This is a genomic window from Streptomyces carminius, from assembly GCF_002794255.1.
Classification (GTDB): domain Bacteria; phylum Actinomycetota; class Actinomycetes; order Streptomycetales; family Streptomycetaceae; genus Streptomyces; species Streptomyces carminius.
The window spans coordinates 101,893-116,276 of the sequence record NZ_PGGW01000019.1; the positions used below are offsets into that span (position 1 = coordinate 101,893).

Annotated in this window: 17 protein-coding genes; 3 read left to right on the forward strand and 14 right to left on the reverse strand. The window is 72.3% G+C overall.

The genetic code is table 11. The features are described from left to right. Positions 1-49 precede the first annotated feature (49 nt). The 11 genes from CUT44_RS06810 to CUT44_RS06860 all read right to left on the reverse strand — a co-directional run bounded on the left by CUT44_RS06810 (position 50) and on the right by CUT44_RS06860 (position 9,126). The gene (locus tag CUT44_RS06810; protein ID WP_146252178.1) at positions 50-1,060 is read right to left on the reverse strand and encodes a CU044_5270 family protein; all 1,011 of its coding nucleotides are present in this window, start codon (positions 1,058-1,060) and stop codon (positions 50-52) included. Beyond that, entirely contained in the window at positions 1,053-1,667 is a 615-nt protein-coding gene (locus tag CUT44_RS06815; protein WP_408646716.1) for an RNA polymerase sigma factor, read from the reverse strand. Before CUT44_RS06815 ends, CUT44_RS06810 begins: the two co-directional genes overlap by 8 nt. An 88-nt stretch (positions 1,668-1,755) precedes the next feature. After that, complete coding sequence (locus tag CUT44_RS06820) at positions 1,756-2,076, reverse strand: DMT family transporter (RefSeq protein WP_100201254.1); 321 nt, start codon at positions 2,074-2,076, stop codon at positions 1,756-1,758. A gap of 144 nt (positions 2,077-2,220) precedes the next feature. Further along, positions 2,221-2,556, reverse strand: coding sequence for a metal-sulfur cluster assembly factor (locus CUT44_RS06825; RefSeq protein WP_100201255.1), 336 nt, complete (start codon positions 2,554-2,556; stop codon positions 2,221-2,223). After that, positions 2,553-3,032: a Fe-S cluster assembly sulfur transfer protein SufU gene (gene sufU / locus CUT44_RS06830; protein WP_100201256.1), complete on the reverse strand. Its 480-nt coding sequence runs from the start codon at positions 3,030-3,032 to the stop codon at positions 2,553-2,555. The genes CUT44_RS06825 and sufU overlap by 4 nt, the downstream gene beginning before the upstream one ends. 59 nt (positions 3,033-3,091) lie before the next feature. Continuing rightward, the gene (locus tag CUT44_RS06835) at positions 3,092-4,348 is read right to left on the reverse strand and encodes a cysteine desulfurase (RefSeq protein ID WP_100201257.1); all 1,257 of its coding nucleotides are present in this window, start codon (positions 4,346-4,348) and stop codon (positions 3,092-3,094) included. 97 nt (positions 4,349-4,445) lie between these two features. After that, positions 4,446-5,210 (reverse strand): Fe-S cluster assembly ATPase SufC, encoded by a 765-nt coding sequence (sufC, locus tag CUT44_RS06840; protein ID WP_100201258.1) that lies wholly within the window; start codon positions 5,208-5,210, stop codon positions 4,446-4,448. A 6-nt stretch (positions 5,211-5,216) separates the two neighbouring features. Then, on the reverse strand, positions 5,217-5,558 hold the full coding sequence (locus CUT44_RS06845) for a non-heme iron oxygenase ferredoxin subunit (RefSeq protein ID WP_100201259.1): 342 nt from the start codon (positions 5,556-5,558) through the stop codon (positions 5,217-5,219). Further along, on the reverse strand, positions 5,555-6,736 hold the full coding sequence (gene sufD / locus CUT44_RS06850) for a Fe-S cluster assembly protein SufD (RefSeq protein WP_100201260.1): 1,182 nt from the start codon (positions 6,734-6,736) through the stop codon (positions 5,555-5,557). Before sufD ends, CUT44_RS06845 begins: the two co-directional genes overlap by 4 nt. A 180-nt stretch (positions 6,737-6,916) precedes the next feature. Next, on the reverse strand, positions 6,917-8,338 hold the full coding sequence (gene sufB / locus CUT44_RS06855) for a Fe-S cluster assembly protein SufB (protein ID WP_100201261.1): 1,422 nt from the start codon (positions 8,336-8,338) through the stop codon (positions 6,917-6,919). Further along, positions 8,335-9,126, reverse strand: coding sequence for a helix-turn-helix transcriptional regulator (locus tag CUT44_RS06860; protein ID WP_100201262.1), 792 nt, complete (start codon positions 9,124-9,126; stop codon positions 8,335-8,337). Before CUT44_RS06860 ends, sufB begins: the two co-directional genes overlap by 4 nt. A 253-nt stretch (positions 9,127-9,379) precedes the next feature. On the opposite strand from CUT44_RS06860, the gene CUT44_RS06865 reads away from it, so the two are divergent. The 3 genes from CUT44_RS06865 (at position 9,380) to CUT44_RS06875 (ending at position 12,447) form a co-directional block, all read left to right on the forward strand. Next, positions 9,380-10,306: an ABC transporter ATP-binding protein gene (locus CUT44_RS06865; RefSeq protein ID WP_100201263.1), complete on the forward strand. Its 927-nt coding sequence runs from the start codon at positions 9,380-9,382 to the stop codon at positions 10,304-10,306. Between the two features lie 112 nt (positions 10,307-10,418). Further along, positions 10,419-11,222: an ABC transporter permease gene (locus CUT44_RS06870; protein WP_100201264.1), complete on the forward strand. Its 804-nt coding sequence runs from the start codon at positions 10,419-10,421 to the stop codon at positions 11,220-11,222. Positions 11,223-11,415: 193 nt separating this feature from the next. Beyond that, positions 11,416-12,447, forward strand: a complete 1,032-nt coding sequence (locus CUT44_RS06875) for a COX15/CtaA family protein (protein WP_100201265.1) — start codon at positions 11,416-11,418, stop codon at positions 12,445-12,447. On the opposite strand, the gene CUT44_RS06880 is transcribed toward CUT44_RS06875, so the two are convergent. The 3 genes from CUT44_RS06880 to CUT44_RS06890 form a co-directional block, all read right to left on the reverse strand. Continuing rightward, positions 12,399-12,593, reverse strand: a complete 195-nt coding sequence (locus tag CUT44_RS06880; protein ID WP_100201266.1) for a hypothetical protein — start codon at positions 12,591-12,593, stop codon at positions 12,399-12,401. The genes CUT44_RS06875 and CUT44_RS06880 overlap by 49 nt on opposite strands. A gap of 101 nt (positions 12,594-12,694) precedes the next feature. Further along, positions 12,695-13,051, reverse strand: a complete 357-nt coding sequence (locus CUT44_RS06885; RefSeq protein ID WP_100201267.1) for a hypothetical protein — start codon at positions 13,049-13,051, stop codon at positions 12,695-12,697. A 94-nt stretch (positions 13,052-13,145) separates the two neighbouring features. Beyond that, complete coding sequence (locus CUT44_RS06890) at positions 13,146-14,087, reverse strand: heme o synthase (protein WP_100201268.1); 942 nt, start codon at positions 14,085-14,087, stop codon at positions 13,146-13,148. Between the last annotated feature and the right edge of the window lie 297 nt (positions 14,088-14,384).

Genomic DNA, 14,384 nt, shown 5'->3' on the forward strand with positions numbered 1-14,384 from the left:
GGAGCGGTCCGCACGGGGTGTGCGGACCGCTCCGGCGCGCCGTCCCGGCTCAGGGGCGTTCGTCCCTCGCGCCGACCAGGGCGGTGCGCACGACGGCGACGCTCCGGAAGAACTCGCCCTTCCTCAGCTCGTGCACGGTGCCGTCCGGGAGCTCGCCGGAGTAGTCCGCCAGCACCACCGACCGCGACCCGGCATAGGTGTAGGTCTCCGGATCGATGAGCAGCTCGTCCCTGGTCCTCGGGAACCCTTCCGGGCGCTTCCCGGCTCCGTCGAAGTACACGGCGACGACGTCCCGGCCGGCCGCGTCCTCGACCAGGTGGTCCACCACCTTCACCCCCTCGACCGACGCCAGCGTCCGGTAGACCGCGGCGAGCCCCCCGTGCGCCGCCGGATACGTCCTGACGAGTGCGGCGAGTGCCTGGTAGTCGTACGCGCTCCCCGGCCTGGCCGGCTCGTACCAGGGGTACTCGGCCTCGTCTCCGGTGGAGGCGTGGAAGCCGCGGGCCCTCTCCAGTACCTTCCGCGGGTCATCGGGCAGGGAGGCCAGGAAGTCGAACCGCTCCCGCGGGCGGGGGTACGCCTCCTTGCCCTTCCCGGGGTCCCCGGGGCCGGTGCCGGTGCCGGCGTAGCGGACCCACCTCTCCTCATGAGACGGGTCCGTACCCTCACCCCTGTCCTCGTGCAGGCTCTTGACGTAGACCCAGTGGTCGTCGAGGGGCACGGGATCGGGCAGCCGCTCGACGGCGGCGGCGGCCCGTTCCAGCACCGCGGCCGCGTCCCTCAGGTCCGGATGCGGCCGGAGGGAGGCGGCGGGCGGTGCCTCTGCGCCGCCGCCACCGCCACTGCCACCGCCGACCGGCAGGATGCCGACGGACACCACCGCGGTGGCCACGACGGCCGCCCCGGCTGCGACGGCGGGCCACCAGCCGGCCCACCTGTCCCGGACACGGCCTCCGCGGACCGCCTCGTCGAGCAGCCGCCGCCGCCCGGGGGCCAGGCGTCCGCGGTCGGGAGCCGGGGCGTCGGCGCGGAACTCGCGCAACGGAGTCATCTCATCCATGACTGGGCACCTCCACGATGTCGCCGGCCAGAGTGGGATCGCCGCCGAGTGCGGTGCGCACCTTGCGGCGGGCGCGGTTGAGCCGGGAGCGGACCGTGCCGACGGGGATGCCGAGCGCGTCGGCCACCTCCTGGTAGGTCAGGTCGGCCCAGGCCACCAGGAGCAGTACGTGCCGGTCACCGGCGGACAGCCCGGCGAGCGCGTCGGCCAGCGGTCCCGACGCGGCCTGGGCCGTCACGCGGCTGTCGGCGCCGTCCACCCAGTCCGTCCAGGAGTCCGCCACCGGGTCGGCCCCGGTCCGGGCGAGGGCGCGCAGCGCCCGGACCTCGTGGCGGCGGTGCCTGCCGATGAGGTTGGCCGCGATCCCGTACAGCCAGGGCCGGGCACTGCCCCGCTCCGGGTCGTAGCGCGCGCGGTGCCGGAAGGCGATGAGGAACGTCTCCGCCGTCACGTCGTCGGCCACGCCCGCGCCGAGGCGCCGCGCCACATAGCGGTGGATGTCGGCGGCGTGCCGGTCGTAGAGGAGCGCGAACGTCTCGGGGCGCCGTCCGGAGTCCTCGATGACGGCGGCGTCCGTCCTCGGGTCCATGGCTGGTGGGTCGCTCACGTGGCTCCCTGTCTCTCCCGTGGGTGGTGGTGTGTCCGCCTGCTGTTCCCCGACGGGGGTGGGAGGGTTCACGGGAGGGTGCGGCGGCTCAGTGCCCACCGCCCAGGCTGAGGACCACCACCCCGGCGATGACCAGGAGGATGCCGGTGATCCGGGCGGCGCTGACCGCCTCGCCGACGAAGACCATGCCGATCACGGCGACGAGGGCGGTGCCGGCGCCCGACCAGATCGCGTAGGCGGTGCCCACCGACATCGTCCTGAGCGCCTGTGCGAGCAGCACGAACGCCAGGAGATATCCGGCGGCGGTCCCCAGGCTGGGCCACAGCCGGGTGAAACCGTCGCTGTACTTCATCGAGGTGGTCGCGAGCACCTCGGCCAGGATCGCGCAGGCCAGTGTCAGATACGCCATGCGCGGGAGGCTACGCGGCTGCCGCCGCGCGGCGGCAGCCCGCACACGCGGAACGCCCGGCGGCCGGGACCCCGTGGTCCCGGCCGCCGGGCGGTGCCGGAGTGTCTGCCGTCCAGCGGCCGGTGTCCGGCCGGTGTCCGGGCCTCAGACGTTGAAGCCCAGGGCGCGGAGCTGCTCGCGCCCCTCGTCGGTGATCTTGTCCGGGCCCCACGGGGGCATCCAGACCCAGTTGATCCGCAGCTCCTTGACCAGGCCCTCGGTCGCCGACCGGGCCTGGTCCTCGATCACGTCGGTCAGCGGACAGGCCGCGGACGTGAGGGTCATGTCCAGGGTCACGCTGTTGTCGTCGTCGACGTGGATGCCGTAGATCAGGCCCAGGTTGACGACGTCGATGCCCAGTTCGGGGTCCACGACGTCGTACAGCGCCTCGCGGACCTCCTCCTCGCTCGCCGGTTTCGTCGTGGTCGGGGTCTCGCTCATGCGGTGGCCTCCTCGGCCTTCTCCTCTACCGCGCCGCCGCCCAGCGCCTGGGCGGTGGCGTCCTTCCATGCCATCCAGCTCAGCAGAGCACACTTGACGCGCGCCGGGTACTTGGAGACCCCCGCGAACGCCACCGCGTCCTCCAGGATCTCCTCCATGGCCTCGTCCGGCTCGATCCGGCCCTTGGACTGCATCAGCTCCAGGAAGGTCTCCTGGATCCTGCGCGCCTCGTCGAGCTCCTTGCCGACCAGCAGGTCGTTCAGCACCGAGGCGCTGGCCTGGCTGATGGAACAGCCCTGCCCCTCGTAGCTGACGTCCGCGACGGTGGAGCCGTCCAGTCGCACCCGCAGGGTCACCTCGTCGCCGCACGTCGGGTTCACGTGGTGCACCTCGGCGTCACCGTCGCGGAGCCCCCGTCCGTGCGGGTGCTTGTAGTGGTCCAGGATCACGTCCTGGTACATGGAGTCAAGCCTCACGAGTCACCTTCAGCCGCTGCGTCGTCGGTCGGTCGCCCGACGTGAGCCGGGCCGGAACCTCACCCGAAGAAGTTCCTCACGTACTCCAGCCCTTCCACCAGGGCGTCGACCTCGGCGGGGGTGGAGTACAGATAGAACGACGCTCGGGTGGTCGCGGGAATTCCGTACCGCAGGCAGACGGGGCGCGCGCAGTGGTGGCCGACCCGGACCGCGATGCCCTGCTCGTCGAGTACCTGGCCCACGTCGTGGGGGTGGATGTCACCGAGTGTGAAGGAGATCGCGGCGCCCCGGTCCTCGGCCGTGGCCGGGCCGATGATCCGCAGGTCGGGCACCTCGCGCAGCCGCGAGACCGCGTACTCGGTGATGGCGTGCTCGTGCGCGGCGATGCGGTCCATGCCGATGGACGACAGGTAGTCCACGGCCGCGCCCAGCCCGACGGCCTGGGCGATGGGCGGAGTGCCGGCCTCGAACTTGTGGGGCGCGGGAGCGTAGGTGGAGGAGCTCATCGAGACGGTCTCGATCATCTCGCCGCCGCCGAGGAACGGCGGCAGGTCCTCCAGCAGCTCCTGGCGTCCCCACAGCACGCCGATGCCGGTGGGGCCGCACATCTTGTGGCCGGTGAAGGCCACGAAGTCGGCCTGGAGCGCCTGGACGTCCAGCGCCATGTGCGGGGCGGCCTGGGAGGCGTCGATCACCACCAGGGCGCCGACCTCCTGGGCGCGGCGGACGATCGTCTCGACCGGGTTGACCGTGCCCAGGATGTTGGAGACCAGCACGAACGAGACGACCTTGGTCCGCTCGGTGATGATCTGCTCGATGCCGGACAGGTCGAGACGGCCGTCGTCGGTCAGGCCGAACCACTTCAGCTTCGCGCCCGTGCGCTGCGCGAGCAGCTGCCACGGCACGATGTTGGAGTGGTGCTCCATCTCCGTGATGACGATCTCGGTCTGGTCGTCGACCCGGTACGGTTCGTCGGCCCAGCCGAGCATGTTCGCCACGAGGTTGAGCGACTCCGAGGCGTTCTTGGTGAAGATCACCTCGTCGCGGCTCGGTGCGTTGACGAAGGCGGCGACCTTGTCGCGCGCGCCCTCGTACAGCGCCGTGGCCTCCTCGGCGAGCACGTGCACGCCGCGGTGGACGTTGGCGTTGTGCCGCACGTAGTAGTCGTTCAGCGCGTCGAGGACCTGGTTCGGCTTCTGGGAGGTCGCCGCGTTGTCCAGGTACACGACCTTCTTCCCGTCGTGGACCGTGCGGTCCAGCAGCGGGAAGTCCTTGCGGATCGCCTCGGTGTCGAGAAGGCCCGGCAGCTGTGTCACGCTCGTGTGTCTCCGTTCGCGTCGTCGCCCGCCCGGCCCGGCCGGGGAACGTCGGTGGTCCGCGGGACCGCCGCGCAGGCGGCCCGGCGCGCGCCGCTCACGCGGCCTGGCCACCCTTCACATAGGCCTCGTAGCCCTCCTCCTCCAGCTTGTCCGCCAGCTCCGGGCCACCCGACTCGGCGATCCGGCCCGCGGCGAAGACATGGACGTGGTCGGGCTTGATGTAGCGCAGGATACGGGTGTAGTGGGTGATCAGCAGGGTGCCGACCTCGCCGGTCTCCCGGACGCGGTTGACGCCCTCGGAGACCACGCGCAGCGCGTCCACGTCCAGGCCGGAGTCGGTCTCGTCGAGGATGGCGATCTTCGGCCGGAGCAGCTCCAGCTGGAGGATCTCGTGGCGCTTCTTCTCACCGCCGGAGAAGCCCTCGTTGACGTTCCGCTCGGCGAAGGCGGGGTCGATGTTCAGGCGCTCCATGGCGCCCTTGACCTCCTTCACCCAGGTGCGCAGCTTGGGGGCCTCGCCGCGGATGGCGGTGGCGGCGGTGCGCAGGAAGTTGGAGACGGACACGCCCGGGACCTCGACCGGGTACTGCATGGCGAGGAAGAGGCCGGCCCGGGCCCGCTCGTCCACGCTCATCTCCAGGACGTCCTCGCCGTCCAGGGTCACGGTGCCACCGGTGATCGTGTACTTGGGATGACCCGCCAGCGAGTAGGCGAGGGTGGACTTGCCGGAGCCGTTGGGGCCCATGATCGCGTGCGTCTCGCCCTGCTTCAGGGTCAGGTCGACGCCGCGCAGGATCTCCGTGGGGCCGTTCTCCGCTTCGACGGAGACGTGCAGGTCGTGGATCTCAAGGGTTGCCATGGGGCTTCAGGACTCCTGGGTGACGGAGACGAGCACGGCCGCGTCGGGGCCGTCTCCTTCGATCTTGACGGGGTATACGGGGACGGGACGCGTGGCGGGCGGGCCGTCGGGCTTGCCGGTGCGCAGGTCGAAGCTGGAGCCGTGCAGCCAGCACTCGATGTGGCAGTCCACCACCTCGCCCTCGGACAGGGAGACGTTCGCGTGCGAGCAGATGTCGTTGACCGCGAAGACCTCTCCCTCGGTGCGGATGACCGAGACCGGCGTGCCGTCGATCTCCACCCGCCTGGGGGTGTCCTCCTCCAGCTCACCGAGCTTGGCGACGTGGACGAAGCCCTCCGCGGTGCTCATACGACCGACTCCTCGAGCTCCTCGTCGATCCTGGCGAGGAGGCGCTCCTGGAGGTCCGGCAGGCCGATCTGCTGGACCAGCTCGGCGAAGAAGCCCCGCACCACCAGCCGGCGGGCCTCCTGCTCCGGGATGCCGCGCGCCATCAGGTAGAACAGCTGCTCGTCCTCGAAGCGGCCGGTGGCCGAGGCGTGGCCGGCGCCGACGATCTCACCGGTCTCGATCTCCAGGTTGGGGACCGAGTCCACCCGCGCGCCGTCGGTGAGGACGAGGTTGCGGTTGAGCTCGTAGGTGTCGGTACCGGTGGCCGAGGCCCGGATCACCACGTCGCCGATCCACACCGCGTGCGCGTCCGCGCCCTGCAGGGCGCCCTTGTAGACGACGTTGCTCCGGCAGTTCGGCGTCTCGTGGTCGACGAGGAGCCGGTGCTCCTGGTGCTGGCCGTTGTCGGTGAAGTACAGGCCGTACAGCTCGGCCTCGCCGCCCGGGCCCGCGTAGTTCACCCGCGGGTGGAGCCGTACGAGGTCACCGCCGAAGGTGACGACCACCGACTTGAAGGTGGCGTCCCGGCCGACCAGCGCGTTGTGCTGGGAGCAGTGCACGGCCGTGTCGTCCCAGTCCTGGACGGAGACGACCGTCAGCTTCGCGCCGTCGCCCAGGACGTACTCGACGTTGGCGGCGCGCACGCCGTCACCGGTGTGGTCGATGACGACGACTGCCTCGGCGAAGGGCTTCAGCTCGAAGACGGTGTGTCCGAAGGAGACCCCGCCCTGGCCCTGGATGCCGACCCGGATCGGCTCGGCGAGCACGGTCTCCTTGGGGACGGTGACGACCGTCGCCTTCTCGAAGGCGCTGTACGCCTGCGCCGCGACCCGGTCGACCGGCCGGCCCGCCCGGCCCAGCCGGGCGTCGCCCCGGCCGACGGTCTCCACGGTGACGCCCTCGGGCGCCGAGACCTCGGCCTTGACACCGCCGTCCGCCGTGGCGGTGCCGTCGTGCAGGCCCTTCAGCCGCTCCAGGGGAGTGAACCGCCACTCCTCCTCGCGGCCGTGCGGGACCGGGAAGTCGGCCACCTCGAAGGACGGCGGCGCGCTCATCCGCGTCGCGACGGTGGACTCGGCGGCCACCGCGATCGATCCGGCGGTGGTGGATCCCACCGGGATGTTCTGAGCCTCAGCCATGGCTGTCGTGTTGCTCCTAATTTTCGTGTTCGCTTGCCGCGGGGACTCCGGTCCGCCGGCTCGCTCACGGTCACACGGGGTGGGCCTGGGGTTTCCCGGCCTGTCCCGGCCGGGAAACCCGCCGAACGGGGTGCCGGCCGGCCGTCGGGACTGACCGGCCGGCCGGGGCTGACCGTCGGGTCAGCCGACCGCGCCCTCCATCTGCAGCTCGATCAGCCGGTTCAGCTCCAGCGCGTACTCCATGGGGAGCTCCTTGGCGATCGGCTCGACGAAGCCGCGCACGATCATCGCCATCGCCTCGTCCTCGGACAGCCCGCGCTGCATCAGGTAGAACAGCTGGTCGTCGCTCACCTTGGAGACCGTCGCCTCGTGGCCCATCGTCACGTCGTCCTCGCGGACGTCGACGTAGGGGTAGGTGTCGGAGCGCGAGACGGTGTCCACCAGCAGCGCGTCGCACAGCACGTTGGACTTGGAGCCCGCGGCGCCCTCGCCGATCTCGATCAGACCGCGGTACGAGGTGCGGCCGCCGCCCCGCGCCACCGACTTGGAGACGATGTTGGAGGAGGTGTTGGGCGCCATGTGCACCATCTTGGCGCCGGCGTCCTGGTGCTGGCCCTCGCCCGCGAAGGCGATCGAGAGGGTCTCGCCCCTGGCGTGCTCGCCCATCAGGTAGACGGCCGGGTACTTCATGGTCACCTTGGAGCCGATGTTGCCGTCGACCCACTCCATCGTCGCGCCCTCGTAGGCCACGGCGCGCTTGGTGACCAGGTTGTACACGTTGTTCGACCAGTTCTGGATGGTCGTGTAGCGGCAGCGGGCGCCCTTCTTGACGATGATCTCCACGACCGCGGAGTGCAGCGAGTCCGACTGGTAGATCGGCGCGGTGCAGCCCTCGACGTAGTGGACGTAGGCGTCCTCGTCGACGATGATCAGCGTCCGCTCGAACTGACCCATGTTCTCGGTGTTGATCCGGAAGTAGGCCTGGAGCGGGATGTCCACGTGGACGCCCTTGGGCACGTAGATGAACGACCCGCCGGACCACACCGCCGTGTTCAGCGCGGCGAACTTGTTGTCGCCGGCCGGGATGACGGTGCCGAAGTACTCCTGGAACAGTTCCGGGTGCTCCTTGAGCGCGGTGTCGGTGTCCAGGAAGAGGACGCCCTGGCTCTCCAGGTCCTCACGGATCTGGTGGTAGACCACCTCGGACTCGTACTGGGCCGCGACACCGGCGACCAGCCGCTGCTTCTCCGCCTCGGGGATGCCCAGCCTGTCGTAGGTGTTCTTGATGTCCTCCGGCAGGTCCTCCCAGGACTGGGCCTGCTTCTCGGTGGACCGCACGAAGTACTTGATGTTGTCGAAGTCGATGCCGCTCAGGTCCGAGCCCCAGTTCGGCATGGGCTTCTTCTGGAAGAGCCGCAGGCCCTTGAGGCGGAGCTTCAGCATCCACTCCGGCTCGGACTTCTTCGCCGAGATGTCGCGGACGACCTCCTCGGAGAGGCCGCGCTTGGCCGAGGCGCCGGCGGCGTCCGGGTCGGCCCAGCCGTACTCGTACTTGCCCAGTCCCTCCAGCTCAGGGTGGGCAGTCTCCGTGGGGAGAGTCATGCGGGGTTCCTCCCGGCTGTGCTTGCAGATGCTGTGGTGGTCTTGGGGGATGTCCCGGTTTCCGCTCCGGGGGCCGTCCCGGGGATGAACGTCGTGCACACCCCGTCGCCGTGGGCGATGGTGGCCAGACGCTGCACATGGGTGCCGAGCAGGCGGGAGAAGACCTCGGTCTCCGCCTCGCACAGCTGCGGGAACTGCTCGGCCGCGTGGGCCACCGGGCAGTGGTGCTGGCAGAGCTGCTCCCCTGCGGGAGCTTTGCCGGCGGGGGCGGGCGCACTGCGCGCGGTGGCAGCGTACCCGTCCCTGGACAGGGCCCGGGCCAGTACCCCGGCCCGGTCCTCGGGGGCCGCTTTCTCCAGCTCCGCGCGGTAGCGCTCGGTCTGGGCGGTGATCCGCGCGCGGGCGAAGGCCGCCACCGCGGCCCGGCCCCGCTCGCCGTCGCCGGCCGCCCGCGCTATCCAGCGCAGGGCGTCGACCGCGAGCTGGTCGTACGCCTGGTCGAAGAGGTTGCGGCCATGGTCGGTGAGCGCGAAGGCCCGGGCGGGACGGCCCCTGCCGCGCGAGCCGTAGACCCGCTTCTCGCGGGGCTCCACGACGCCCTCGGCGACGAGGGCGTCCAGGTGGCGGCGGACCGCCGCCTGGGTCAGCTCCAGGCGTTCGGCCAGTTCGGCCGCGGTGGACGGGCCGTGGTCGAGGACGGAGCGCGCGACCCTGTTGCGGGTGCCGTGCTGCTCCTCCGGCACGGAGGGGCCGGAGGCGCGGGTGTCGCCGGTGCGGTGGACCGCCATGCCTGTTCGCGCCTCCTCACTCCTGCCGGTCCGCCGGGGGCACGGGCTGCCGCCCCGGCGGATGCGCTTTTTCACAACGCCATTGTTGCGTAATTCGGAGGAGCCGGGCAACCCGCGCCCGGACCGGCCGGAATGGCATGCGTCACGTAAGGCATGCCTTACCCGGCAGGGGGACTCGCCGGCGGTCCCGGCGGCCCGCCGCGATCCGCCCCGGTGACCGTGCGGGCCCGCCGGGCTCCCTAGACTCGCCCGTATGCGAGACACGGCGGCCGTCGAGGTCGCAGGGCTGGTGAAGCGGTACGGGAACCGGGCCGCGGTGGACGGGCTGGACCTCACCGTCGGACGCGGCACCGTGACCGCGGTGCTCGGCCCCAACGGAGCCGGCAAGACCACCACGATCGAGACCTGTGAGGGCTACCGGCGCCCGGACGCGGGCACCGTCCGCGTACTGGGCCTGGACCCGGTCGCCGACGCCGCCGCGCTGCGGCCCCGGATCGGCGTGATGCTCCAGAGCGGCGGGGTCTACCCCACCGTCCGCGCCGCGGAGATGCTGCGTCACATGGCCGCGCTGCACGCCCGTCCGCTGGACGTCGGCGCACTGCTGGAACGGCTGGGCCTGGACGGCTGCGGACGCACCCCGTACCGGCGGCTGTCGGGCGGCCAGCAGCAGCGGCTGGCGCTGGCCATGGCCGTCGTCGGCCGCCCCGAACTGGTCTTCCTGGACGAACCGACCGCCGGGCTGGACCCGCAGGCCCGCCGGGCCGCCTGGGAGCTGGTGCGCGAACTGCGCGCCGACGGGGTGACGGTGGTGCTGAGCACCCACTTCATGGACGAGGCCGAGACGCTGGCCGACGAGGTGGCGATCATCGACGGCGGCCGGGTGATCGCCCGGGGCACCCCCGAGCGGCTGTGCCGCGGCGGCGCCGAGAACACCCTGCGCTTCACCGGCCGTCCCGGGCTCGACCTGGGCTCACTTCTCAAGGCGCTGCCCGCCGGCACCGCGGCCGCCGAACCGGCCCCGGGCGTGTACCGGCTGACCGGCACCGTGGACCCCCAGCTGCTGGCCACGGTGACCTCCTGGTGCGCGCAGAACGGGGTGCTGCCGGACGGCATCGCGGTGGAGCGGCGCACCCTGGAGGACGTCTTCCTGGAGCTGACGGGGAGGGGACTGCGGTCATGACACGGCACGCACGCCCCGGCCGGGGGCACGGGGTACGCCCCCGGCGGGACGAGGGGGCGGGCCGCCCCGCGGGAGAACACGGCCCGGAACCGACGGACAGGGAGCCGCGCCCATGAGCACTCGGACCACAGGGGCGGGTACGTACACCCCCCGGCCGGGCGCCGCGCCGCTGCCCCGGATGATCGCCGCGCAGGCCGTGCTGGAGACCCGGCTGCTGCTGCGCCACGGTGAGCAGCTGCTGCTGACGATCGTCATTCCGACACTGCTGCTGGTGCTGTTCAGCGCCGTGGACATCGTCGATCTGGCGGACACGGCGGACGGCGGGGACGGCGGCGGGCGGGTGGACTTCCTGGCCCCGGGGGTGCTGGCGCTGGCGGTGCTCTCCACCGCCTTCACCGGCCAGGCCATCTCCACCGGCTTCGAGCGGCGCTACGGGGTGCTCAAGCGGCTGGCCGCCTCACCGCTGCCCCGGTGGGGGCTGATGACCGCCAAGACCTGTGCGGTGCTGGTCGTCGAGGTGCTCCAGGCGGCGTTGCTCACCTCGGTCGCCCTGGCGCTGGGCTGGTCGCCGCGGGGCGGTCCGCTCGCCGTGGCGCTGCTGCTGGTCGCCGGTACGGCCGCCTTCTCCGGTCTCGGGCTGCTGATGGCCGGGACGCTCCGGGCGGAGGCGACGCTGGCGGCGGCCAACCTCGTCTTCGTCCTGCTGCTGATCGGCGGCGGGGTGGTCGTACCGCTGGACCGGTTCCCCGCGCCGGTGCGCGGAGTGCTGGAGTGGCTGCCGATCTCCGCGCTCTCCGAGGGCCTGCGGGAGGTGCTGCGGGACGGCGCCGGGCCGCCGTGGGCGCAGCTGGCGGTGCTGGGCTGCTGGGCGGTGCTGGGGCTGGCGGCCGCGGCGCGCTTCTTCCGCTGGGAGTAGGGCCGCGCCGGCCGGGGGCCATCCCGCTCGCCGCCCCCGCGCTCCCCCGGCCTCCGGCCCCGTGTGCCCGGGCAGGACCCGGCGGCGGGACGCCTCGCCGCCGGGCGGACCCCGGCCGGCGGCGGCACCGGCGCGCGGAGTGCTCCGTGCCCCCTCGTGAAAGTCCGCACAAGCGCGCGCCTACCATGGCTCCGTGCCCAATCTGCTCGAATTCGCGCGAAACCCCGTCGCGTACGTCGCCCGGCGCTGGACCCCCGCCCAGCGCACCGTGGAGCTGGCGGCCCTGACCGCGCTCGTGATGAGCGTGGTCATCGTGGTGACCGGCGGGGTGGTGCGGCTGACCGGCTCGGGACTGGGGTGCGAGACCTGGCCCAAGTGCAGCGGGGACAGTCTGATCGCCACCCCCGAGATGGGCCTGCACGGCGCCATCGAGTTCGGCAACCGCCTGCTGACGTACGTGCTGAGCGCCGCCGTCGGCTGGGCGATCGTCGCGGCGCGCTCGGCCGAGCCGCGCCGCCGGCCGCTGACCCGGCTGGCCTGGTCGCAGTTCTGGCTGGTCCTCGCCAACGCCCTGATGGGCGGGGTGACCGTGCTGATGGAGCTGAACCCGTACACCGTCGCCACGCACTTCCTGCTCGCCACCGTGCTGCTCACCCTCTCCACCCTGACCTGGCTGCGTGCCCGCGAGGGGGACGAGGAGCCGCGCCCGCTGGCGGGGCCGCGGGCGGGGCGGCTCGCGGCGGCGCTGACCGCCGTCACCGCGGCGCTCATCGCCGTCGGGACGGTGGTGACCGGCGCCGGACCGCACGCGGGTGACAGCAGCGACGTGCCGCGGATGGGCGTGGACTGGGAGTCCGTGACCCGGGTGCACGCCCTGCTCGCCTGGACGGTGGTGGCGCTGGCGGTGGCGCTGTGGGCGGTGCTGCGGGCGGCGGGCTCGCCGCCGGGCCCCCTCGCCCGGACCCGGGAACTGCTGGTGGTGCTGCTGGCGCAGGGTGCGATCGGCTACGTCCAGTACCTCACCGAGCTGCCCGAGGTACTGGTCGCGCTCCACCTGCTGGGCTCGACACTGGTGTGGATCGCCGTACTGCGGGTGGTGCTGGCACTGCGCGAGCGCGGGCTGCCGCCCGTTGCCGCGGTCCCCGTTCCGGACTCCGTCCCGGGTTCGGCGCCGGATCAGTCCCCCGCCGCGCCGGCCGAACCGGTGACCGGTCCCAGCCGGTAGAGGCGGCGGGCGGTTCCGCCGCCGACCATCGCGGCTGCCCTGCGGGCGTCCCGCCGGGTGCAGTCGCCCTCCCTCGTCCGGGTGGACAGCAGCCGCTCCGTCTCCCGGGCGAACAGCCGCGCCGCCACCACGTACGGCTCCGGCACGGGCCCGCCTCCAGATGGCGGATCCCGCGGCCGTACTGGTCGGACGAGGGTTCCATGACCGGACCGGCGGCCGACGGCGGGTACGGGTGCCGCCCGCCGCGTCAGCGGTTCCCGCCGCCCGGCCCGCCGAGCTGGATCCCCGCCATGCGCTCCCACTCGTAGGGGCCGGTGCGGATACGGGCGGCGAGCTCGCCGTCGAGGGTCTCGTGGAGGGTGGCCCCGGCCCGCTCGGCGGCCTGCTCGGCGATCTCCCGGGTGGGAGCCACCAGATCGCCCCACTCGCCGTCGGCGGCGACCAGGACGATCCGCACGCCCCGCTGCCCGAGGTACTCGAGATGGGCGTCGGTGCTGCCGCCGTGCTCCGCGGCGAACCGGCCGATCTCCTTGGCGAGCCTGGTCACCCGGCGCCGGGTCCGGGCGTCGGGCCCGCTCTCCTCCGCCTGCTGTGTGCTGTCCATGCACAGAATGCTACCGGCGGGTAGAACGGTCGGCGACCGCCGCTCCGGGTGGCCTGCACCACGCGCGGCCGCGGGTGGCGCAGGCCGCGCGTGCTCACCGCAGGAAGGGATCCACCGCCACCGCGACGAACAGCACCGACACATAGGTGATCGACCAGTGGAACAGCCGCATCTCCCTGAGCTTCGCCCCGGTGACCCCGGCCTTGGCGCGGGCCTGGAGGGCGTGGGCCTCCTTCAGCCACCAGGCTCCCGCGGCGAGTGCGACCAGCGGGTAGAACCAGCCCACGTAACCCAGCGGCCACAGGGCCAGCGAGACGGCGACCATCAGCCAGCTGTAGAGGACGATCTGCCGGGCCACGGCCTTGTTGCCGGCGACGACCGGGAGCATCGGGACCCCGACGCGCTCGTAGTCGTCCTTGACCTTCATCGACAGCGGCCAGTAGTGGGGCGGTGTCCAGAAGAAGATGACCAGGAAGAGGACGGCGGCGGCCCAGCTCACCTCGTTCGTCACCGAGGACCAGCCGATGAGGACCGGCATGCAGCCCGCGATGCCGCCCCAGACGATGTTCTGGGAGGTGCGCCGCTTGAGGAGCATCGTGTAGACGACGACGTAGAACAGCAGGGCGCCCAGCGCCAGGGCGGCCGAAAGCCAGTTGACCAGCAGGACGAACCAGACGGTGGAGACCACCGCCAGACCGATGCCGAAGGCCAGCGCCTCACCGGGCGCGACGATCCCGGTGACCAGCGGGCGTCGCTCGGTGCGGTGCATCAGCGCGTCGATGTCGCGGTCCAGGTACATGTTCAGCGCGTTGGCGCCGCCCGCCGACAGGTAGCCGCCGACACAGGTGGCCAGTACCAGCCCCAGGTCGGGCACGCCCTGCGCGGCGAGGAACATCACAGGGATGGTGGTGATCAGCAGGAGCTCGATGATCCGCGGCTTGGTCAGCGCCACGAAGCCCTTGATACGGGCCCCGAGCGGCCGGTGCGTTGAACTCGGAGCCAGCACACCCGCTGGACGGGATTCGACGGCCGTCACGGACACCCCTGATCACAACGACATGCGCGGCTCGCGCCGCGTGGGAACCAGCGAGTCGGGAACCGGAGCACGCAGGGCTTCCGTCACCGCTCGCACGTACCACGCCACTCTAGACGCTGGCCATACGCCGCTCGCCCCGGGGGTGCTCCGTGTTGGCGCGCCCCACGGGCGCGCCGCGCGGGGACCGCCGCGGGCGGGGAGGACGGCGGGCGGGGTGACGGCACGGCGGCGGCCGGGCGCGGGACGCGCTCATGTGCGCTCCGTGTCCGACACATGCTCGGCGAAGCACCTGCCACC

What these genes read in the sequence shown, in the direction of transcription:
- CUT44_RS06810 (WP_146252178.1), bottom strand. Translation starts at nt 1,060, where the DNA reads ATGGATGAGATGACTCCGTTGCGCGAGTTCCGCGCCGACGCCCCGGCT.
- CUT44_RS06820 (WP_100201254.1), bottom strand. Translation starts at nt 2,076, where the DNA reads ATGGCGTATCTGACACTGGCCTGCGCGATCCTGGCCGAGGTGCTCGCG.
- CUT44_RS06825 (WP_100201255.1), bottom strand. Translation starts at nt 2,556, where the DNA reads ATGAGCGAGACCCCGACCACGACGAAACCGGCGAGCGAGGAGGAGGTC.
- sufC (WP_100201258.1), bottom strand. Translation starts at nt 5,210, where the DNA reads ATGGCAACCCTTGAGATCCACGACCTGCACGTCTCCGTCGAAGCGGAG.
- CUT44_RS06845 (WP_100201259.1), bottom strand. Translation starts at nt 5,558, where the DNA reads ATGAGCACCGCGGAGGGCTTCGTCCACGTCGCCAAGCTCGGTGAGCTG.
- sufD (WP_100201260.1), bottom strand. Translation starts at nt 6,736, where the DNA reads ATGGCTGAGGCTCAGAACATCCCGGTGGGATCCACCACCGCCGGATCG.
- sufB (WP_100201261.1), bottom strand. Translation starts at nt 8,338, where the DNA reads ATGACTCTCCCCACGGAGACTGCCCACCCTGAGCTGGAGGGACTGGGC.
- CUT44_RS06860 (WP_100201262.1), bottom strand. Translation starts at nt 9,126, where the DNA reads ATGGCGGTCCACCGCACCGGCGACACCCGCGCCTCCGGCCCCTCCGTG.
- CUT44_RS06865 (WP_100201263.1), top strand. Translation starts at nt 9,380, where the DNA reads ATGCGAGACACGGCGGCCGTCGAGGTCGCAGGGCTGGTGAAGCGGTAC.
- CUT44_RS06870 (WP_100201264.1), top strand. Translation starts at nt 10,419, where the DNA reads ATGAGCACTCGGACCACAGGGGCGGGTACGTACACCCCCCGGCCGGGC.
- CUT44_RS06885 (WP_100201267.1), bottom strand. Translation starts at nt 13,051, where the DNA reads ATGGACAGCACACAGCAGGCGGAGGAGAGCGGGCCCGACGCCCGGACC.